Raw genomic sequence first — 19,663 nt, forward strand, 5'->3', positions numbered from 1 at the left:
GTTTGGTCTTTAGGAGACAAGCAGAGTGGGTATGGATTTCCGGATCGCGGACACATTTACCGATAGCCTGGCTCGCCTGACGGGTGAAGAGCAGAAGGCCGCAAAAATGACAGCCTTCGATTTGCAGCTGAACCCCGCCAACCCTGGCATGAGTTTCCACAAGCTCGACAAGGCGAAGGACAAGAATTTCTGGTCGGTACGGGTCAGTAGTGACATTCGTATCATCGTCCATCGCGGTGATTCGAGTTTGTTGCTGTGCTACGTCGATCATCACGACAAGGCATACGCCTGGGCCGAACGGAGAAAACTTGAAACGCACCCCAAGACGGGCGCCGCGCAACTGGTTGAAATTCGCGAGACGGTTCAGGAGATCCTGGTTCCGGTGTACGTGCAGCAGAAGCTGGACGCAGTGCTTCTGTTCTCTGGAGTATCCGACGATGAGCTCCTGAGCTACGGCGTTCCTCCGGAGTGGCTGGTGGATGTAAAACAGGCCACAGAAAACTCTTTGCTGACCTTGACGGATCACCTGCCTGCCGAGGCATCGGAGGCATTGCTCGAACTCGCGACTGGCGGCAAGCCGCGAATTCTGGACTTCCTTGCAGATCAGAAAAGCCCTTTCGATCACCCGGACGCGCAGCGCCGCTTCCGTGTTATGGCGGATGTTGAAGAGCTGCAGCGTGCGCTCGACTGCCCTTGGGAAAAATGGACGGTATTCCTGCACCCAGAGCAGCGGCAACTTGTCGAACGCGATTATTCCGGGCCCGCACGAGTTTCCGGTTCTGCGGGTACAGGTAAGACAGTAGTGGCGTTGCACCGTGCAGCGGTTTTGGTGCGTGCAAATCCAGAATCACGCGTATTACTGACTACCTTCTCCAACACGCTCGCGAACGCGTTGCACGCGAAATTGAAATGGTTGCTGAGCAATGAGCCCCGCTTGGCTGAACGTATCGACGTTTACTCACTTGAGGCGATAGGTCTGCGGCTTTACAAGTCTCGTATCGGAGCCGTTTCCGTTGCGAGCCGCGAACAGATCCGCTCTTTGATCGATGAAGCCAGCCAGGCTGTTGATGGCCATAAATTCAGTCTGCACTTCTTGCTTACCGAATGGGAGCAGGTAGTTGATGCCTGGCAGTTGAAGGGGTGGGAAGCGTATCGCGATGTAGCACGGCTTGGCCGAAAGACCCGCCTCCCGGAGGCACAGCGCAAGGTGCTGTGGAGCATCTTTGAACGCGTGCAGATCGAGTTGAAGGTACTCAACCTAGTAACGATGTCAGAGGTTTTCACGATTTTGGCCGGGAAGGTTGCCGAGAGCGACAAGGTAATCTTCGATCACGCCATCGTTGATGAAGCGCAGGATATTGGCGTTGCGCACCTCAAATTTCTCGCCGCTATTGGTGGCAGCCGCCCGAATGCGTTGTTCTTTGCTGGGGATCTGGGACAGCGCATCTTCCAACAGTCTTTCTCGTGGAAATCATTGGGTGTTGATGTGAGGGGGCGCTCGCGGACCTTGCGCATCAATTACCGAACCTCGCACCAAATTCGATTACAGGCAGACCGTTTGCTTGGGCCGATGGTGAGCGACGTGGACGGAATCACTGAAGACCGGAGTGATACTGTTTCGGTTTTCAATGGCCCGCAGCCAACCGTTCATGTGCTGAAAACAATACGCGACGAGATCGAGAGCGTTGCCAGTTGGATAAGTGCACGGAGTCAGGCTGGGTTTGTGCCCCATGAGTTCGGGGTTTTCGTTCGTTCAGACGCCCAGGTAGATCGGGCATCGCAGGCGGTGGCAGCAGCGGGCTTGCCGTTCAAGGTACTGGACGAGCATGTGGATACAGAGAGCGGCTACGTATCTATTGGCACTATGCACTTAGCAAAAGGCCTGGAGTTTCGGGCTGTGGTCGTCATGGCCTGTGATGACGAAGTGATCCCGCTGCAGGAACGGATCGAAACAGTGGGTGATGATGCTGACCTTCAAGAGGTGTATGACACAGAGCGGCATCTCCTTTATGTGGCCTGTACGCGCGCACGAGATGAGTTACTGGTGACTAGCGTGAGTCCGGCTTCGGAGTTTCTGGATGATCTAGTGATGCATAGATAGCTGTAATCAGATTCAAAATTGACCCGGTAGGCGAGACTGAGAACACCTGGTTCATTCAGTGCGGAATATCAGATTCTTCAGCCACTGCCTGCTTGTAAGCAGGCGAGCCTGGGTGTTTAGTAGCCGGTTTTAGCTCGGGCAACTGATGGACGCCATCATGGTCGCTTACAGGCGATCCTCGAATAACGTGCCCAGTATTAGAGGGTAGACGCCGGTGCGTCTGGAGTCGAGTAGGCTGGTGTGTGGGCAGTTGGGGTGGTGCTGGCGGGCAACTGAGCCTCACCAGCGTTAGAACAGCACGTTATGTTCGTTCACTGCGCCTGAGTTAACCCAATCGGGGGGCTCTTGGCTCCGAGCTCGGAAACCAACTGCTCTGGCGATTTTTGCAGTGGGTCGCAGGCAATTTTGCTGAACGTATAGCCCATCTTCTCGTCTGGTAAGGCCAAGGCCGCGCGCTTGTACTTCATCACTGCGATGCTGCCCCCTTTTATATCTGGCAGGCCGCAGTAAGATGGTGGGAGCAGGAAAGCAGAATAAGCAATAGCGTTGTTCAGCCGCTTTTCATAGAAATTTTTCTTGAGAATGCCAGAGCTCATGGTGAGCATAATGATGCTGAAATAGGTCATGGCAACCCAGGCGCAGACATGTCTCGCGGATGCAAAGTCGAATTTACTGCCTTTGTCTTTCTTCCAGTCCTTGTAGATACCCCAGATCAGCAACAGCAATGTAAGCGGTATGCTGATACAGCCCACTACAAACGAAATCGCCAAAAACCAGATGGTTGGTGTCAGGATGAAGGTCAGGAACAGCTGTGCTCCTGGTAGTTCCTGTGCGGGAAGGCCAGTTAGCTCAGCGATAGCCATGTCTGAGTGGATTTTGGATGTGGTAGCGATGCAGACAGTGAGCAGAGCGCCTATGGCCTTCAAAAGGCTTTTATACTTGGCAGCTTTAGGTGTCAGATCCCAGTAAAACCAAAGGTAGGCTGCTGCGGTGATGCAGGTTGCTGCTAGCAGAAATAGCCCAATCGGTTGCTGTGGTTTCCAGCCGGTCAGTTGGCTGATGCCAGTAATTGCATACAAGACGAGCAGCAGTCCCACGAACAATGCCATTGTGTAATGTTGGGCCTTCCAATCCGTCACCTGCAGATACCAAGCCAGCTTTTCCGGAGAGGCGTGGACGTGGGCTATATGTCCGAGCAGGGCGGCGGCGGTGAGCATGAACACGATGACTAAGGCGAATTCCAGCATAGAGCTTCCTTTATGACGTTCAGGGGGGATGCCGGATCACTGGTCATTTACCAGCAGGGCGGCATCTAGATATACTGTATATATAAACAGTATTGTATTGGAAGCCCTCAACGTCTTTTCATCCTTGATCGGCTCCGTGAGAGAGATCTCTCTGAGATTGCTGCCCTTTGTCTTGCTGGTTTTCAATCGCCCGCGGAGAGGGAAAGGAGGCTCTTGCTTGCCTCTGGCCAAAAATGGGGCTTAAGAAGATTTGAAGGCACTGTTCGCCTGGTAGCCCCCAGGGACTTTTGCGGGGAATCGTTGCTAACCGTTGGATAGAGTAGAGCAATGGCTGCAGCGAGCGCTCAAAAATACTCTAATAAAATCAATATCTTATTTGTTCGACCTCCGGCATGGGGTGCAAGGGGGCCCATATGGTAAACAGCGGCCAGCATGCTACTGTTCGCTTACCTCCCGCAGGCCGCGCATCGGGCAAGGATGACGGCCGACGCGGGGGCTCTTGATCAGTCTTTTTTGTCGCTGCTCCCCTCGGAAAGAAAAGCCGATAGCCCGCCTTCGATCGAGGACAGCTTCGTGTACCCCAATTGTTGCAGCTTGTCCGCAGCCAACGCACCACGGTTGCCGCCACGGCAGTAGCAGACGACCGGAGCCTGTTTGTCCGGTAGCAAATCTTCGATACGGCTGTCGAATTCGTCCGCGCTCAGGTTGAGCGCACCATCTATATGCCCTTCGTGAAATTCTGAATCACTGTGAACGTCCAGCAGGGTTACGCCTTGGGCAACTTTTGCTCGCGCCTGCTGCGGGCTGATCTGCACGATGCGGCTCTTGGCCTGTGCCGCGCGGCGCAGGAACTCGTCGTCATGTTCGGCCATGGGTACCTCTCAATAGGGTTTGTCGCCCAGGATGGTAGCGCGATGCATCACTCTGCGTTGAGGACGGTAGTCATCGACGGCGTAGTGCTGGGTGATGCGGTTGTCCCAGAAGGCCACGTCGTTTTCCTGCCAGCGCTAGCGGATGGTGAATTCCGGGCGGGTGGCGTGGGCGAAGAGAAAGCGCAGCAGGGCGTCGCTTTCGGCCGCTTCCAGTTCGTTGATGCGGTTGGTGAAGCCGTCGTTGACGAACAGGCCCTTGCGCCCGGTAACAGGATGGGTAGCCACTCGGCTTACAAGCCTTGGGCTTGAGGTGTGGAAATTATGCACTCGGCCAGACGATATTTTTGTCCGGCACTATCGGGGGACAGCGTGATAAGTAACACCATGAGCGTTCCGCAATTTTCTGCACCCCCATGAATTCAGGGGCCTATAGCGAACCTAAGACCGCTCGATTGCGGAACGGATAGCTAAGTAAGTGATTGTTTATCATGCACATTTTCGGAGACTTAAAATCTCTCGCCAGCAATGGCGTGCCGGTTCGAGTCCGGCTTCGGGCACCATCTAGCAATCTATAGCCATAGCAGATTCAAGCTCTCTGGTCGCTCAGCACCAGGGTGCTGGCCTTCCTCCGGCGCATCGGTCGGCACACGAAAGGCCCTGACGCGCAGTTGGCTGATGGGCGGCACCATCACTTGTCCTTGTGCTGGCCCGGCAGTAGCGAGCCGAACACCTGCTTGGCAGTCTGGGCGAGAATGCCGCGCTGCTCGGGATCGACATGGAGGAGGGTGCTGGCGAACTTCTTCGCCTGCTCCAGGCTGATGTGCGGTGGCAGCGGCGGTACGTCCGGGTCGGTTCGGAACTCCAGCAACACCGGCCGTTCGGCGGCCAGGGCGCGTTCCCAGGCCGGGCCGACGTCCTCTTCGCGTTCGATGAGGATGCCCTGCAGGCCGATGGATTCGGCGAAGGCGTGGTAGGGCACGTCAGGAATGTTCTGCGAGGCCTCGAACTTGGGGTCGCCTTCCATGACGCGCTGCTCCCAGGTGACCTGATTCAGATCCTGGTTGTTGAACACTGCCATGATCCAGCGCGGATCCTCCCACTCACGCCAGTACTTGGCCACGGTGATCAGCTCGGCCATGTTGTTCATCTGCATCGCGCCGTCGCCGACCAGGCCCAGCACCGGTCGATCCGGGTGGGCGAACTTGGCGGCGATGGCATAGGGCACCGCCGCGCCCATGGAGGCCAGGCCGCCGGATAGCGAGCAGAGCATGCCACGGCGAATCTTCAGGTCGCGGGCATACCAGTTGGCGCAGGAGCCGGAGTCGCAGGTGACGATGGCGCGATCCGGCAAACGGGGCGACAGCTCGTAGACCACCCGCTGCGGGTTGATCGGCTTGGCCGAGACCAGGGCACGCTCCTCCAGGGTCTGCTCCCAGTCGCTGCGCCAGTTTTCGATGCTGGCGCGCCAGCTACGCTCCTGTTTGTCCTCCAGTAGCGGCAGCAGCGCACGCAGGGTCTCGGCGGCGTCGCCAGCGAGATTGACCTCCATGGGGTAGCGCAGGCCGAGCATGTCCGGCTGCAGGTCGATCTGTACGCCGCGAGCCTGGCCTTCCTCGGGCAGGAATTCGGAATAGGGGAAGCCGGAACCGACCATCAGCAGGGTGTCGCATTCTTCCATCATCTTGTAGCTCGGCACCGTGCCGAGCAGGCCGATGGAGCCGGTGACCCAGGGCAGTTCGTCCGGCAGCACGGCCTTGCCGAGCAGCGCCTTGGCCACGCCGGCGCCGAGCTTCTCGGCCACCTGGAATACCTCGTCACTGGCCTTCAGTGCGCCGGCTCCCACCAGCATGGCCACCTTCTTGCCGCTATTGAGCACCTCGGCAGCGCGGCGCAGATCTTCGTCATAGGGCAACACTCTTGGCCGCGTGTAGCCGACACCACTGTGCAGCGTGCCGTGCTTGCGCGGTGGCTCGGCGTACTCGGCCTCCTGCAGGTCATTGGGCAGGATGATCGCGGTCACCCGCCGCTCGCCGAGCGCGGTGCGGATCGCGCGATCCACCAGGTGGCGCACCTGCGCCGGTGCACTGGCCTGCTGAACGAAGGCGCCGGCGACATCCTTGAACAGCGATAGCAGATCCACTTCCTGCTGGTAGTGGCCGCCGAGCGCGGTGCGCGCTTGCTGGCCGGCGATGGCAAGCACCGGCATGTGATCCATACGCGCATCGTAGAGGCCGGTGAGCAAATGGGCGGCTCCCGGTCCGGAGGTGGCGATGCATACGCCTAGCTGGCCGGAGAATTTGGCGTCCGCTGCGGCCATGAAGGCAGCCATTTCCTCATGCCTGGCCTGGATGAAGCGGATCTTGCCGTTGGCGCGGTTGAGCGCGCCGAATACCCCGTTGATGCCGTCCCCAGGGTAGCCATAGATGCGCCGTACACCCCACTGATAAAGGCGCTCGACGATGAAGTCACCGACTGTCGTGGCCATGGAAGTCCTCCCTTGTAATCGCAACGTGGGCCAGACAAGACAGTGGCTTGACGAACGAGCCGCAGCGGGTCGCTACCGTCCTGCATGGCTGGTGGAGTAGGGTGGACTGGGGCAGGCGCTGGGAAGTTTCTACTGATTGATCTGTGTTCAGGTGCAGGTGGTCTGTATGGATAAAGGAGGGGCGCAAGGCGGCAGCAGACCTTGGAAGCCCGACGGCGATAGGGTAAGCAACAGTGCCGTTTCGAGTTCGGCTTCAGGTTTGGAAGCGCTGCACCGCGCCTTGCATGCCCTGAGCCACCTTATCCAGATTTTGAGCTGCCGCTGCCAGCTCGTTAGCGGTCTGGGTATTGTGCTGCGACATCTGGGCGATGTGATCGATGCGCTGTGCCACTTCGTTGCTGGCCTTGCTCTGCTCGTCGATGTTGTGCGAGATTTCCTCGACCACCTGGGCGGCACGCTGCGTGCCGCTGCGTATCTCGTTGATCGAGTCGCCGGCCTGACGCGCCAGGGCCACACCTTCGCCAACGCTGTCGACGCCGGTTTGCATGCTGGCCACCGCGTCTGCCGTGCTGTTACGGATGCGCTCGATCATGGCGGTGATTTCCTGGGTCGATTGGGCGGTACGGGCCGCAAGGCCTCGTACTTCATCCGCCACCACGGCGAAACCACGCCCAGCCTCGCCGGCGCGGGCGGCCTCGATGGCAGCATTGAGCGCGAGCAGGTTGGTTTGCTCGGCGATGCCCTTGATGACCTGAATGATCGAATGGATTTCCTCGGAGGACTGGCCCAGGGCCGTGATGGTGGTCGAGGATTCGTTGACCGCAGCGGCAATGCGGTTCATGCCTTCGACCACGTCGAGGATGACCTGGCCACCGCTGTCGGCCATGCGCTCGGAATGAGCGGAGATGCTCTGCGCATCGCGGGTGTGGTTGGCGATCTGGGCGATGTTCTGGATCATCTGCTCCATGGCGGCCGCAATGCTGGTGGCGCCCTCCGATTGCTCGCCAGTGGCTTGCAGGATGTCCCGAGAGGTGCCGTTGAGGGTGCTAACGGTCTGCTGTAGCTGTTCGCTCTGCTGGCGGATACTGTCGATCATCTGGCGCAGGTTGCTCTGCATGTCAGCCAGTGCGCGTTGCAGTTGGCCACTCTCGTCATCGCTGTCGATGTCGATCCGTTCGCGCAGGTTGCCTTTAGCGATGGCGCGAGCAGCGATCACGGATTTGTCCAGGGGCCGCAGAACGCTGCGCATCAGATGCCAGGTGATCAGGCCGAGGAGGGCGCAGGTCAGGGTGATACCCAGCACCAACATGATCGCAGCCTGGTTCACGGCGGCCTGGCCGGCATCGCGTGACCGGGCACTGTGGGCTTCGATCAGGCTGCTGAGGGCCTCGTTCTTTTCTTCCAACGCAGTGAAACTGTCGCGAAATGCCGGCATCTCGGCTTCGGCCGCGCGAGGATCGGTCAGGGCCTTGTCAACGATACTCTTGGCCTGGGTGATGTAAGCGGCCAGGGCCGGTTGCGACTGATCGATGGCACTGCGGATGTCTGCAGGCAGCGGCAGTTTGGCATTGGCGTCCATGGCTTTCTGGAACCAGGCGCTGTGTTCGGCCAGGTCGTCACGCACCTGTTGCACGGCGGCTTCGTCACCTGGCCTGGTGGTGAAGGCAGCGAGCACATCGGCACGCAGAGCGTCATGCATCATGTCGCCCTCAAGGTGGTTACGCAGCGCGGTGACGCTCAACTCATTTTCTTCCAAGGCCGCAGCCAGACGAGTCTGTCCCCAGAAACCAACACCGCCCAAGAGCGCAGCGCTGAGGATACTGATCAAGCCACTGGCGATCATCTTGTGTCGAATCTTCATGAATTCACTCGAGTTCAGATGGCATTTGGTGATCAGTCTAGACGAAGCCTCTGGAAATGATTCTACCCATATGTTGGTGGTTGATCGTAATGGTCATGTCGTTAATTCGCATAATATATATTATGTTAAATTGCATGCCAGGCATGTCCGCGAGCCGCATTCAAGTTTCCCTATTCTTCTGCACCAACGCGTTTTAAGTGGAAAGTCCCTCACAACACCCCTCAAGCCCAAAAAAACCGAGCGCTCCAGCGTATCGACATCCTAGGGCCTGTTGACGTTTCGACGTGAGCCGCGTTGCTGCGCCAATCAGCGACGCCACCCAGCCGCTCAGCCAGGTGCTGGCTCAGCTACCGGTGCCGGTGCGCAAAGTGCACAGTGATGAACCGGCGCTACAGGCCGCGGCGCAGCCCAAGCCTTTCGAGGCGCCGCAAGGCCCCGTCGAGCAGGCGGTGGCGGCCATCTGGCGGAGCCTGTTCAACAAGGAGCAGATCAGCCGCCACGACGATTTCTTCCAGTTGGGCGGGATTTCCCTGATGGCCGTGCAAATGACCTCACGCCTGCGCAAGGTGCTGGGCAAGCCAGTGGCGGTGCGCGACCTGTTCGTCGAACCGACCCTGGCAGGCTTCGCCCGCACGCTGAGCGGCGAGGCCGGGCAAGGCCAGGCGAGCAACCTGGTGCCAGTACGCCCGCGCGGCGAACGGCGCCCGCTGTTCCTGGTGCATCCACTGGGGGGTGAGGTGCAGTACGCCTACGATCTGGCCGCCGCCTTGCCGGACAGCCTGCCGGTTTACGGCCTGGCCGCCAGCGGCATGAAGGCCGATGAAAGCGTGCTCAGCGACGTGCCGGCCATGGCCTCGCGCTACCTGGCCGCTATCCGCCAGGTGCAAGGCCGTGGACCTTACCGCATCGCCGGCTGGTCGGCGGGTGGCCTGATCGCCTATGAAATGGCGCGCCAGCTTCAAGCCAGCGGCGAGCGCCTGGAGTTCCTCGGCATCATCGACGCTTCGGCGCGCACCGAAGCCGAGGCTGGGCCTGCACCGAGCGAAGCGCAGTTCCTGATGGCCTGGCTGCCCCAAAGCATCCCGGAGGATCTGCACCAGCGCCTGCAGTCGCTGGCCGAGGACAACGCCGTGGAGCCCATGCTCGCACTGTGCAGTGAACACGGGCTGCAGCCCGAAGAACTGCCGGTGGGCATCGACCTGGCCTTGCTGCGCAGCCACCTGGCGGTGGCCTGGGGCATTCGCAAGGCAGTGGGCGCCTACGTGACCCCGCCGAGCACGCTGAGCCTGAAGCTGTTCAGCGCTGCCGACCAGCCACGCCAGGATCCGACTCTGGGTTGGACACAGGTGGTGGGTGAACAGGTGCAGGCTGTGGCGCTGCCAGGCACGCACAACAGCTTGGTCAAGGCACCTTATGTCCAGGCATTGGGTGAGGCGATCGACAAGGTCTTGCAGGAGGCCTGATGCGCTGAAGGCTACTGCCCGGGTTCATGGCGATGGGCTCGGGCAGAGGTTTCCCGGTAGGAAAGTCTCCTTGCTTGGCTAGGGAGACTCTGTGGGCTTCCATCTCGCTGAGAATTAAGCGTTATCGCTAGGCTCTGTACGAAAAGTCGTCGAGCGAAGGTCAGGCAAGGCGAAATCGCTCGAAGAAGCGCAGTTTACGTGCTGTAAATGAGCATTCTGAGAGTGATTTCAACGCAGCATCACCGAGCGCAGGCACTTTTCGTACAAAGCCTAACACCCATCACAGGTGAAAATCCCCCGCCGCCTCCGGCTGGTAAAGCACCTTCCTGATCTCGATGCGGCGGGTTCGGTCGGAAATTCGCCGGTCGATGGCGTCGCCCTCCTGATAGCCGAGGATCGCAGCGCCGATCTCGGAGCACACGGAGTGCTTCCCGGCGCTGCTGTCCGCGTCTTCCGGGTAGACCAAGGCCACTTCGATCTCTTCGTCGTCCAGTTGCAGCAAGGTCCTGGAATTCATCGTGACCACGGTGCTCGCCACCTGCTGCGGCTGGACGACGACGGCGCGCTCGAGCTCATGCTCGAGTTCGACAAGGGCCGGCCCCTGCTCGAGCACCACCAGGCTCTCGAGTCTGGCCTTGTCGATTTCGGTGATGTAGATATCGCTGCGGTCGCTGATGCTGCCTTCGCGCAGGAACTGCAGATAACGCCCCGCCGTCATGACAAACGACTTCAAGGTCGGCGTTTCGCGCTCGAGCACGAAGCCGCTGCGCAGAAAGGCTTTCTGCGAACGCACGTTGTCCGGGTGGATCTTGGCCACGAGCGTCTCGGCGCGCATGTCGAGGAAGGCCTGTTTCATGCCTTCACGGATCATCCGTGCGCCGAGCTTGCGGCCCCACTTGTCGCTGTCTCCGATGGCCAGGACGATCTCGCAACTCGAGCCACTCTTGACCAGGCGAACGAAGCCCACAGGCTCGTCGTGCCGGTCATAGGCCATGAAGAAACGGCCGCCCTGGTTGAACAGATGGGTCAGGATCGGCAATTGAGTCCGATCGATGGCTTGCTCGATGGAACGGGAGACATCACGCGAATCGCTCAGATAGTAGGTAACGCGCTCATCCTCCAGCCAATCCATCAGCTTCAGTGCGTGTGCCCGGGTGATTTCAGGGCACAGCGAAATGAAAGGCCTGGTCATTTTCCCCCCGCTGGTTGGTAAGGATGAAAGTCCGTCGAGGCCGTGACGGCGCTTTCGCCAACCGCGCATCTTAAAACATAGCGAAGCCGATGCCGACCCCAAGCGAGGCCTTGATGCGTTCGCCCTCCTCTTCGCCACTCATCGTAATACTGCAACCTTGTGCTCCCCCCGCCACTCCAGACGCACAGGCTCTTACTGCCTGCAACCGTGCTGGAGGATTACAGATGGAAACCCTGACTGGCCTGTTCGACACCAAGGGCTGCCCCTTGGAAAAACAACGATTCACCTGGCGTGAGATGGCGGAAAAGCCCATCAGCAAGCTCGATGACGATGCGTTCACCCGGGTGCGCATCATTCTGATGAACGGGATCGAGGCCGATGCACTGCGTCTGAAGCACATCGGTGCGCGCTTCAACGGCCACCTGCGTGAGGCCCTGGCGCAGGTGCGGCGTACCGAGCAGCACCAGGCCACCATGGTCAACTGGCTGCTCTCGGCCGATCACTCGCCGCTGGAAACCACCGTGGCCTACGAGCAGGTGGCGATCGAGGTCACCGCCGCCGTGGCGCAGAACGAACCCGACCCCTACCAGGCGCAGACCTATCGCTTCGGCCTGCTCGAAGACTTCGACCACCTCTACCGCTACTCGGCGATGCTCGACCGTCTGGAGGGCAAGGACGCTAACAACATCCTGCAGGGCTATACGGACATCATCCCCGGTCGGCCCACCACCGTGCATCATCGCGCGCCCGAGGACGATCTGCGCGATCACTACCAACGCGATTCCGCCGCGCTGATCACCAAGATCCACGCGGCGATGATCACCGCCGCCGAATACCAGACGCACGATTACTACATGAACATCGGGCCGACCTTCGCCGACCCGCTGGCCCGCCAGCTCTATGCCGAGATCGCCTCGGTCGAGGAGCAGCACGTGACCCAATACGGCTCGCTGCAGGATCCGGACGAAAGCTTTCTGGAGAAATGGCTGATTCACGAAGCCATGGAGGTCTACGCCTACCACAGTTGCCTGGAGCAGGAAGACAACCCGAGGATCAAGGCGATCTGGGAGCGTTTCCTCGATTACGAGCAAGGCCATCTGCACCTGGTCTGCGAGCTGTTCAAGCAGTACGAGCGGCGTGATCCGGCGGAAATTCTCGGCGGTGCCGTGCCCAAGCTGATTGCGTTCAAGAGCCAGCGCGAGTTCGTGCGCAAGACCCTGGCCGAGGAAATCGACCTGCGCACCAATGGCCACGACTACGTCGACAAACAGCACGAAGGGCAGGCCAGCCGTGACTACCGCAACCAGTTGAACGCCGATGGTGTGCCGGCCGAAGTGGTGTCTGCGGGTTATCGCTGGGCGCCGGGCACCGAACTCAATCTGAAGGCTTCCTGAGGAGATCGTCATGCAAAACGCAACCAAGATGGGACTCAACCACACCGGCGCGCAGATGTCGCCGATCGATACCAAAGCCATGCTCAAGGCCAGCCAGGAGGTGCTGCCGGACGTGCCCGGCGACGCCCGCAAACTGGCCCTGGTGCGCAGCGAGGAAGTGGCTAGTGCCGATGCCATAGGTTCGGTGCCATTGCCTGGCTCGGCCAAAGGCATGGTCAAGAGCGCACTGAACAAGCTGGTCGGTGTCAGCCCGGAAATGCTCATCGACAAGCTGGGCGAACGCCTGGCGTTCGAGCGCACCGGCGTGCGTCTTTACGACGCGCTGCTGGCCAAGGTCTCGGTCATCGAGGTGGTCGACGAGGCGCAACTGCAAACCCTGCAACGCTTTCGCGCCGAGGAAGCCGAGCATTTCGAGCTGGTCAAGGCAGCCATGGAAAAGCTCGGCGCCGATCCCACGGCAATGACGCCCTGTGCGGATGTTGCCGGCGTCACCGCGATGGGACTGGTGAAGACCATCAGCGACCCGCGTACCAACCTGGCCCAGTCGCTCAATGCCCTGCTGACCGCCGAGCTGACCGATAACGCCGGCTGGGAACTGCTGATCGAGCTGGCCGATACCTGTGGCCAGCCCGAGATCGCCAAGAGCTTCTACAAGGCGCTGAATCAGGAGCAGGTACACCTGCAGAGCATTCGTCAGTGGCTCAAGGACGAAATCGTGCGCCAGGTCTAGCAGGCCAGGCGCCATGGGCATCCATCGCAGAAGGTGGATGCCCACCTGCCCCTTGCCCAGCATTTCCCTCAGGCGCCCGCAACCCGTGCCGAGCGTGCGCACGGCGAGGTGATCGAAAAATCCGAGGACAGCTCAGCTCGACCTTGGAACCATGCCGAGCGGCCGAGCGGGGAGTAAGACGCTACCACCCTACCCTTGCCTGGTTCGGATGGTGCCATTGGAAGGGGGTGTGCCATCCGGGCCCACCCTCTGGCGCTAGTGGCTCTGGCCGTAGCCCTTCATCACCTCGGCCATGTTCTCGTACTGCTGTTCCGGCAGTTGCTCGAGGGTATCGAGCACCTCCTGCTCGGCACCATTTTTCTGCGCATGCGCAAGCAGTTCGCGCTTGCCGGTGGGGTAATCGATGCCTTTGAGATAGTTCGCGACGTTGGCGGGCGAGTCGCCACCCATGCCTCGGGTCATGCTGCACCTCCGTAAAAGGAGCGGAGGCCGAAGCCCCCGCCCATGGGCTTACTGGTTGCGACCGCCGTGGCTGTTCTCGCCGCCTTTGCGGCCAGCCTCGGAAGCACGCTCGGGGTCATTGGCGAAGTTGCCGCCGCTGGCCTGTCCACCCTTGCGGCCGGCTTCGGAAGCCCGTTGCGGGTCATTCTTGAAGTTGCCGCCGCTGTTCTGCCCGCCCTGGCTGCCAATATCCTGGTAGAACTCCTTGTCGTGGCTGGCCGAGGTGCTTTCGCCGCCTTTGCGCCCTGCTTCTTCTACGGTCATCTTGCCTTTCTGCGTGGTCATGGAAACCTCCATTTCTTCGCGTTCAAAGGGAAAGGGTTCGCGTGATTGCGTTGGCCCTCACTAAGAGGGAGTGGGTGGATTCGAGGACGGTTCAGGCAATTTTTCGCGGCGATGATGGGCGGTATCTGCAGGCATTCTGCCCTGCGGAAAAAGGTTGAACCGCCTTGCGCGGCGGGCTTTCTACACAGCAATGACCTGCCCGAACGAGGAGAAATGACCATGTCCGCGCGCTCTGCCACACCCCGCTGTTGCTGGATCGACTCCGCCCCCGAGGGCCACTTCGCCAGGCTTGAAGGTGAACGCCAATGCGAGGTGGCGGTGGTCGGCGCCGGTATCGCCGGGCTGAGTACCGCCATGGCGTTGAGCGAAGCCGGCAAGTCGGTGATGGTGCTCGAAGCGCGGCAGGTGGGGCGCCAGGTCACGGGGCTGTCGACGGCGAAGATCACTACCCAGCATGGGCTGATCTATCGCGAACTGATCGACAGTGTCGGTGCGGAGATGGCCCAGGCCTATGCCGACGCCAATCGCGAAGGGCTACGTCGGATAGCGGGCTGGATTCGCGATTACCACATCGCCTGTGACTACCAGCCCTGCTCAGCCTATGCCTATGGCTTCTCGCAATCCTCCCGAAGCGCGGTGGTCAGGGAGGCGGAAGCGGCGCGGCTGCTGGGGCTGGAGGCTCGGGTGCTGGCCCATGCGCCCCTGCCCTTCGCCACCGCCTGTGCGCTGGAGTTTCCCGACCAGGCACAGTTCAACCCGGCCAGTTATCTGGTTGGCCTGGCGCATGCCGTGCAGAGCAAGGGAGGACGGGTCTTCGAGCACAGTCGGGCGATGAGCTTCGAGCAGCAGGACGGGCATTGGAGGATCGGCTGCACGCAAGGCAGTGTCAGCGCCGCGAAGGTGGTGCTGGCCACGCATATGCCGGTGCAGACGCCGGTGGATTACATCAGCCCGACCCAACCCCGCTGCCACGTGGCCATGGCCTTCCGCCCCGAACCCGGCCAGACGCTGGAGGGCATGTTCATCGCGGTCGAGCAACCGACGCATTCCATCCGCATGGGCCGAGACGCCGAAGGGCCGCTGATCGTCGTGCTCGGGCCGCGCTTCAACACCGGCCAGGATGGCGACGTAGCGCGGCGTTTCGTCGAGTTGGAACGCTGGGCCCGGGCGCATCTGCCGGTAGCCGAGCCCCTGTGGCGCTGGTGCAACGAGGATTACGACACGCCGGATCGCATGGCCTATGTCGGCGAACCCGACCCCAGTGGCTCGCCGGGGCTGTACATCGCCACCGGCTTCAGCGCCTGGGGCATCAGCAACGGTACGGCGGCCGGTCATGGTCTGGCGCAGCAGATCGTCAGCGGGCACTGGCCCTGGGGCAGCCTCTTCGACCCTCGGCGGCCACCCAGTCAGCAGCTCAACCAGAGCAGTGACACGCACACGCCCATCGATTCCCTGGCTGCCCTCGCTCCCGGAGAGGGTGGCGTGATCAACCAGGGTGAAGACCGGCTCGCGGTCTGGCGTGACGATGCCGGCGCCTTGCATGCGCTGTCCGCGGCCTGCACGCACAAGGGCTGTGCGGTGACCTGGAACAACGCTGATCGCACCTGGGATTGCCCCTGCCATGGTTCGATCTTCGAGGCCGACGGCAGCGTCAGGCACGGCCCGGCGCGCGAGCCGCTGAGCAAGCGTTCGCTGCCAGGCTGAGGCGCGGTTCAGTCGAGATCGGCGATGGGGTCGAGCGCATCCAGTTGCGGCCAGTGCGCACGCGCTGCCCGCAACTGGCGGATGCGCGCCTGGGCGCAGTGATGATGCTCGACCAGTTGGCGCCTGAACGCCGGTGACAGGGTTTGTCCAAGCAGGCTCTCGAAGTCGTGCTCGATCTCGGTTTCGCACAGCAGTGCCAGGGCGAGCCGGTTTCGGTCACCGCCGGGAGCGCCCAGTGCGCTGAACGCAGTACGACAGCGCCGCCATAGGCCGAGCAGGCCACGGTGTCTGGCGAGCAAGCCGCCATAGCTGGTGATCTGCCCGTGGAGGCAGTTGCTCAGGGCGCCCTGTTCGCGTTCACGCTCGGCCAGGAACTGGCGCAGAGGCGCCGCCTGGGCACTGGCTGCGAGCTGGCGGAAGTTGCGTTGCGCGCACAAGCAAGTGAGGTGCAGGCGCTTGAGGTGGGCGATGGTCTTGTCCAGGGTGGGCATGCGTGCTGCTTGTCTTCAGATTCGCGGGGATGGATGAAGCCAGGCGGCGCGTGGCGCACGCCCGGCATGAGGGTTATCAGCTCTTGGCGCGCTCGGCGTTGCGCAGCGCGCGCACCTCGTCGTGGTTGCGCAGCACGCCTTCGTACTGACGCTGCACCATGGCGCGAATGTCGCTGGGCAGGTTTTCCTTCAAGGCTTCGCTGTAGCGCGACTTGGCCACGTCCTCACCGCGTTCGGCTTCGTTGAGGATGGCCGTGTCATCCTTGCCGGTGACCAGGGCCTTGAGATCGACCCAGCGGCGATGCAGATCCCCGCCGGTGCTGGTGCTGTCTTCCGGTTCGGCACCGAACGCCAGCACGGTTTTCTGCAGCTCCTCGGCGGCCTCGGCGCATTGCCGTGCGCGCCGGGTGAAGAGCTCCTGGATGTCCGGGCGGGAGATGTCATCGGCACAGGCCTTGAAGCCAGCCTCGCCGTCCTTGCAGGTCTCGATCAGTTTGTTGAGGGTGCGGATGAGTGCTTTGCGATCGTCCGGGTTATCCATGTTTGACCTCCGGGCCGTGATGACGGCCGATGCTGGTTGCTGGATGCCCCTGGCGGACACCTCCGGGCCCCGCGTCAACGTTGCGCTGATTGCAGCGGGGTGCCTGAAGAAGTGCCCTGTCGGGGTACATGGAATCCGACGGGCCGCTTGCTGCGAACGTTCAGGTAATTTTCCAGGCGGCTGGTATTCGGCTTCAAGTGTGCACGCACCAGTTGACGGCTTCTGCTGGCATGCCCAGGCAGTCGATGCGGTCGATCACGCCCGCCTGCAATGCCTCCTCGGCATTGAGAATGCGCGGCGCGCAGGTCAGGCAGTCGAGCACGTTCAGTGGCGACTCGGCGGTGAGGGTGCGCTCCTTGACGATGTCGCTATAGAGCTGCAGGTCATAGTCCAGGCTCATGGCGTATTCGGACATGCGCGAATGGTCGACCGCGCCGTTGACCGTCCAGTGAAAGGGATGGAAGAGGAACTTGCTGTGCGGGCAGGCCGTGCGGGTCTGCCCGGCGAGAAAGATTATGTTGCCCATCGATTCCACCGTGCCCAGGTTGTGGGTGGTGACCGGCACCGGCAAGGAAATGAGGAAGTTGTACAGCGAGAAGCCGTAGCTGCACTCCCCGCCCATGGTGGCGATCTTGACGATCAGCTCATCGGCCCCCTGGTGGATGGCCTGGCTGCATTTGTCGATCAACTGCCCGCAGGTGTAGGAGTTGATCGGTGCAGTGAAATGCACGACGTGGGTTCTCATGATGATCTCCTCTGCCAACGAGGCGCCTTGAGATGGCCTCCTCTTCAAGGAGTGGGGATTGGCCGTCAGGGTTTCATTTTTCTGCCTGGCAGGGGTGGGCCTGTTCATATTGGCTTGCTTAGGTGTTGGGGCTGTGGGGGGTGCTGCTTTTGCCCTTGTGTTCTGGGGCCTTCAGAAACTCCGGGGTTCGCCCTCTCGGGCAGGCCGACCCGACAAAACCCCCGCTGCTTGTTCCGAATTGCCGCGTTTTTGCTGATGTTTTTGGTTTCGCCCTCCCAGGCGAGTCACTTTTGTAGGGCAAAAGTAACCAAAACCCTCCGCCCGGTCATCCGGCCCTGGCTTCGCCAGGGTTCGCTCACTCCATCGCCGTTCCAGAGGCCCGCCGCGAAGGGCCATCCCTGGCCCATCGCGGCTCTCGGCTTTGGCATCCTGCGTCGCTCTACCTCCTGCATCCATGCAGTCGTCGCGACATCCATGTCGCTCAACCTCTTCCACGACGATTCCGTTCGCCCTCCTGGGCGGGCTCTGCACGCGCCTGAACCAGCGGTAACCCAGAAGTAGCGCAGAGTGTTTGATAGGGCAGCCGTAGGGCGGACTCAGGAGCCTAAGCGAACAGTCCGCCGGGCCATGCCGAGCTCGGCACCATGGCTCACGAAGACATCAACAAAAACGCGGTAATTCGGAACAAGCATCGAACCCCGAAACAACCGAAAACCAGCACACGGCAGCAACGCCCGGCGCCAAACAAAAAACCTGAACATATCGAGCCCGCCCGAACTCAGTGCTTACAAGGGAATTACGGTGCCTCGCGCACCCGATCCAGGCCTGTGATCGAAATTCCCCCGGGGCCGCCGCATCGTCTCCCTCCTTCTCCTTGCGGCGGCTCCTTCTTTGTCTTTCCTGCCGAGGGCGTGAAGAGGCCGCGCTCGCATCGCCTCAGGCGGCCAGCCGCCAGGTAGCCGCTGACAACCAAAGGAGGCCAGCGCATTCCATGCCGCTGCTCAAACTGCTGCATCTGTCCACTTTGATCTGCTGGTGCGGTGCCCTGCTCTACCTGCCGGCGATGATCGCCGCCGGTACCCGCAGCAGCGATGACCTGTTCTACCGCGACCACGCGCATCTCACCCGCATGCTGTTCAACCTAGTGGCCACGCCGGCCGCCTTGCTGGCCATCGGCTCGGGCACGGCGCTGTTTCTGCGCGAGCAGCTATTCGACGCCTGGCTGATCGTCAAGCTCACCAGCGTGGCCGGCATGGTGGTCTGCCATGCCCTGTGCGGCGTGCTGATCCTGCGTATCGAGCGGGTGGCAGAGCCTTCGCTGCGCCGTCAATGCGCGGTGATCGGCGTGCTGATTCTGACCCTGATCGGCTGCACGCTGTGGCTGGTACTGGCCAAACCCTTCTGAACGAGGAGCCTCCCGCACATGCCCCCAGCCCCGCTCGCGCGCCACTCACGGCCGGGTATCGACGCCCACGCCATGTTCGTACACCAGGCGTCCGCCGAGGTAGGCCGCCAGGGCGATCAGCATGGCGGTGAGCAGCGACAGGTAAAGCCCCCAGCGCTCCATGCCCTGCTCCGGGCCGGCATAGCGCAGCAGCCAGTTGAGCGACGCCAGCGACAGCATCATCACGGCGATGATGGCATGGCACCAGGCGGTGACCTTGCGGCGAATGCTGGTGACGCTGAGCAGATCCACCAGCCCGGCGATGCTGGCAACCCAGCCACCGAAGGCACCGACGCCCGCCAGCCAGAGGCTGGCACGTGCCCAGAACGGGTCGCCCAGCCAGAGGTAGGCCATGTCGCTGGCCACCAGGCCGAGCAAGGCGGCCACGGGGAAGTGAATCATCATCGGGTGCAGCGGGTGGCCGGCAATGGCGGCGCGGCTGACGATAGGTTCGTTGCTTGGGGGCATCGCAGTTTTCCTGAGCAGATGAATGAAGGCGCCCGACACCGGCAAAGACGCCGCCCTCGTCTGAAATTGACCGCGCTGACCCTGGCAGTTCCGCTTATCTGTGCCTGCCAGGGGCCGCAGTCGATGCTCGACCCGGCCG

General features: G+C 61.3%; 17 protein-coding genes, 1 tRNA gene and 2 pseudogenes. 7 read left to right on the plus strand and 13 right to left on the minus strand.

What is annotated here, in order from left to right:
- Positions 1–31 precede the first annotated feature (31 nt).
- Complete coding sequence (locus PVE35_RS11445; protein WP_277374696.1) at positions 32–2,101, plus strand: 3'-5' exonuclease; 2,070 nt, start codon at positions 32–34, stop codon at positions 2,099–2,101.
- A gap of 311 nt (positions 2,102–2,412) precedes the next feature.
- Here PVE35_RS11445 and PVE35_RS11450 read toward each other — a convergent pair whose 3' ends face one another.
- From PVE35_RS11450 to PVE35_RS11460, 3 genes and pseudogenes are all read right to left on the minus strand, one after another.
- Positions 2,413–3,348, minus strand: a complete 936-nt coding sequence (locus tag PVE35_RS11450) for a hypothetical protein (RefSeq protein ID WP_277374697.1) — start codon at positions 3,346–3,348, stop codon at positions 2,413–2,415.
- Positions 3,349–3,851: 503 nt separating this feature from the next.
- On the minus strand, positions 3,852–4,220 hold the full coding sequence (locus tag PVE35_RS11455) for a rhodanese-like domain-containing protein (protein WP_277374698.1): 369 nt from the start codon (positions 4,218–4,220) through the stop codon (positions 3,852–3,854).
- A 9-nt stretch (positions 4,221–4,229) separates the two neighbouring features.
- A pseudogene (locus PVE35_RS11460) lies at positions 4,230–4,499 on the minus strand (TauD/TfdA family dioxygenase); the annotation flags it as partial.
- A 167-nt stretch (positions 4,500–4,666) separates the two neighbouring features.
- Between PVE35_RS11460 and PVE35_RS11465 the strand changes: the two are divergent.
- Positions 4,667–4,780: transfer RNA gene (locus tag PVE35_RS11465), tRNA-OTHER, on the plus strand.
- Positions 4,781–4,908: 128 nt separating this feature from the next.
- On the opposite strand, the gene PVE35_RS11470 is transcribed toward PVE35_RS11465, so the two are convergent.
- Both PVE35_RS11470 and PVE35_RS11475 read right to left on the minus strand, forming a co-directional pair.
- A complete protein-coding gene (locus PVE35_RS11470; RefSeq protein WP_277374699.1) occupies positions 4,909–6,705 on the minus strand; it encodes a thiamine pyrophosphate-requiring protein in 1,797 nt (598 codons plus the stop codon).
- Positions 6,706–6,958: 253 nt separating this feature from the next.
- Positions 6,959–8,566 carry a methyl-accepting chemotaxis protein gene (locus PVE35_RS11475; protein ID WP_277374700.1) on the minus strand — a complete coding sequence of 536 codons (1,608 nt, stop codon included), beginning with the start codon at positions 8,564–8,566 and terminating at the stop codon, positions 6,959–6,961.
- Between the two features lie 284 nt (positions 8,567–8,850).
- Between PVE35_RS11475 and PVE35_RS11480 the strand changes: the two genes are divergently transcribed.
- On the plus strand, positions 8,851–10,029 hold the full coding sequence (locus PVE35_RS11480; protein ID WP_277374701.1) for a non-ribosomal peptide synthetase: 1,179 nt from the start codon (positions 8,851–8,853) through the stop codon (positions 10,027–10,029).
- 280 nt (positions 10,030–10,309) lie between these two features.
- Here the strand turns inward: PVE35_RS11480 and PVE35_RS11485 are convergent, their stop codons facing one another.
- Complete coding sequence (locus PVE35_RS11485) at positions 10,310–11,221, minus strand: bifunctional GNAT family N-acetyltransferase/nucleoside diphosphate kinase regulator (protein WP_277374878.1); 912 nt, start codon at positions 11,219–11,221, stop codon at positions 10,310–10,312.
- A gap of 224 nt (positions 11,222–11,445) precedes the next feature.
- On the opposite strand from PVE35_RS11485, the gene PVE35_RS11490 reads away from it, so the two are divergent.
- Together PVE35_RS11490 and PVE35_RS11495 are read left to right on the plus strand one after the other, a co-directional pair.
- Positions 11,446–12,615, plus strand: a complete 1,170-nt coding sequence (locus tag PVE35_RS11490; protein ID WP_277374702.1) for a hypothetical protein — start codon at positions 11,446–11,448, stop codon at positions 12,613–12,615.
- Between the two features lie 10 nt (positions 12,616–12,625).
- Positions 12,626–13,345, plus strand: a complete 720-nt coding sequence (locus PVE35_RS11495) for a ferritin-like domain-containing protein (protein ID WP_277374703.1) — start codon at positions 12,626–12,628, stop codon at positions 13,343–13,345.
- 255 nt (positions 13,346–13,600) lie between these two features.
- Here the strand turns inward: PVE35_RS11495 and PVE35_RS11500 are convergent, their stop codons facing one another.
- The 3 genes and pseudogenes from PVE35_RS11500 to PVE35_RS11510 all read right to left on the minus strand — a co-directional run.
- Positions 13,601–13,807 carry a DUF2795 domain-containing protein gene (locus tag PVE35_RS11500; protein WP_277374704.1) on the minus strand — a complete coding sequence of 69 codons (207 nt, stop codon included), beginning with the start codon at positions 13,805–13,807 and terminating at the stop codon, positions 13,601–13,603.
- Between the two features lie 48 nt (positions 13,808–13,855).
- A complete protein-coding gene (locus PVE35_RS11505) occupies positions 13,856–14,035 on the minus strand; it encodes a general stress protein (RefSeq protein WP_268184303.1) in 180 nt (59 codons plus the stop codon).
- Positions 14,031–14,143 (minus strand): annotated as a pseudogene (locus PVE35_RS11510) (glucose starvation-inducible protein B); the annotation flags it as partial. The pseudogene PVE35_RS11510 and the gene PVE35_RS11505, both read right to left, overlap by 5 nt.
- A 207-nt stretch (positions 14,144–14,350) precedes the next feature.
- Here PVE35_RS11510 and PVE35_RS11515 point away from each other — a divergent pair.
- On the plus strand, positions 14,351–15,835 hold the full coding sequence (locus PVE35_RS11515) for an FAD-dependent oxidoreductase (protein WP_277374705.1): 1,485 nt from the start codon (positions 14,351–14,353) through the stop codon (positions 15,833–15,835).
- A gap of 8 nt (positions 15,836–15,843) precedes the next feature.
- On the opposite strand, the gene PVE35_RS11520 is transcribed toward PVE35_RS11515, so the two are convergent.
- The 3 genes from PVE35_RS11520 to PVE35_RS11530 form a co-directional block, all read right to left on the minus strand.
- On the minus strand, positions 15,844–16,326 hold the full coding sequence (locus PVE35_RS11520) for a hypothetical protein (protein WP_277374706.1): 483 nt from the start codon (positions 16,324–16,326) through the stop codon (positions 15,844–15,846).
- A gap of 76 nt (positions 16,327–16,402) precedes the next feature.
- The gene (locus PVE35_RS11525; protein WP_268177633.1) at positions 16,403–16,867 is read right to left on the minus strand and encodes a PA2169 family four-helix-bundle protein; all 465 of its coding nucleotides are present in this window, start codon (positions 16,865–16,867) and stop codon (positions 16,403–16,405) included.
- Between the two features lie 193 nt (positions 16,868–17,060).
- The gene (locus PVE35_RS11530) at positions 17,061–17,612 is read right to left on the minus strand and encodes an ATP-dependent Clp protease proteolytic subunit (RefSeq protein WP_277374707.1); all 552 of its coding nucleotides are present in this window, start codon (positions 17,610–17,612) and stop codon (positions 17,061–17,063) included.
- A gap of 991 nt (positions 17,613–18,603) precedes the next feature.
- On the opposite strand from PVE35_RS11530, the gene PVE35_RS11535 reads away from it, so the two are divergent.
- Complete coding sequence (locus PVE35_RS11535; RefSeq protein ID WP_277374708.1) at positions 18,604–19,017, plus strand: CopD family protein; 414 nt, start codon at positions 18,604–18,606, stop codon at positions 19,015–19,017.
- Between the two features lie 45 nt (positions 19,018–19,062).
- Here the strand turns inward: PVE35_RS11535 and PVE35_RS11540 are convergent, their stop codons facing one another.
- Positions 19,063–19,524 (minus strand): DUF2231 domain-containing protein, encoded by a 462-nt coding sequence (locus tag PVE35_RS11540; RefSeq protein WP_268177638.1) that lies wholly within the window; start codon positions 19,522–19,524, stop codon positions 19,063–19,065.
- Positions 19,525–19,663: the final 139 nt, after the last annotated feature.

Origin of the sequence: Pseudomonas sp. AA-38 (assembly GCF_029457475.1) — a bacterium.
Lineage (GTDB): Bacteria > Pseudomonadota > Gammaproteobacteria > Pseudomonadales > Pseudomonadaceae > Aquipseudomonas.

Coding starts and splice junctions, on each gene's coding strand:
- PVE35_RS11495 (WP_277374703.1), top strand. CDS start 12,626: ATGCAAAACGCAACCAAGATGGGACTCAACCACACCGGCGCGCAGATG.
- PVE35_RS11540 (WP_268177638.1), bottom strand. CDS start 19,524: ATGCCCCCAAGCAACGAACCTATCGTCAGCCGCGCCGCCATTGCCGGC.
- PVE35_RS11485 (WP_277374878.1), bottom strand. CDS start 11,221: ATGACCAGGCCTTTCATTTCGCTGTGCCCTGAAATCACCCGGGCACAC.
- PVE35_RS11470 (WP_277374699.1), bottom strand. CDS start 6,705: ATGGCCACGACAGTCGGTGACTTCATCGTCGAGCGCCTTTATCAGTGG.
- PVE35_RS11525 (WP_268177633.1), bottom strand. CDS start 16,867: ATGGATAACCCGGACGATCGCAAAGCACTCATCCGCACCCTCAACAAA.
- PVE35_RS11500 (WP_277374704.1), bottom strand. CDS start 13,807: ATGACCCGAGGCATGGGTGGCGACTCGCCCGCCAACGTCGCGAACTAT.
- PVE35_RS11475 (WP_277374700.1), bottom strand. CDS start 8,566: ATGAAGATTCGACACAAGATGATCGCCAGTGGCTTGATCAGTATCCTC.
- PVE35_RS11450 (WP_277374697.1), bottom strand. CDS start 3,348: ATGCTGGAATTCGCCTTAGTCATCGTGTTCATGCTCACCGCCGCCGCC.
- PVE35_RS11520 (WP_277374706.1), bottom strand. CDS start 16,326: ATGCCCACCCTGGACAAGACCATCGCCCACCTCAAGCGCCTGCACCTC.
- PVE35_RS11490 (WP_277374702.1), top strand. CDS start 11,446: ATGGAAACCCTGACTGGCCTGTTCGACACCAAGGGCTGCCCCTTGGAA.
- PVE35_RS11455 (WP_277374698.1), bottom strand. CDS start 4,220: ATGGCCGAACATGACGACGAGTTCCTGCGCCGCGCGGCACAGGCCAAG.
- PVE35_RS11535 (WP_277374708.1), top strand. CDS start 18,604: ATGCCGCTGCTCAAACTGCTGCATCTGTCCACTTTGATCTGCTGGTGC.
- PVE35_RS11515 (WP_277374705.1), top strand. CDS start 14,351: ATGTCCGCGCGCTCTGCCACACCCCGCTGTTGCTGGATCGACTCCGCC.
- PVE35_RS11445 (WP_277374696.1), top strand. CDS start 32: ATGGATTTCCGGATCGCGGACACATTTACCGATAGCCTGGCTCGCCTG.
- PVE35_RS11530 (WP_277374707.1), bottom strand. CDS start 17,612: ATGAGAACCCACGTCGTGCATTTCACTGCACCGATCAACTCCTACACC.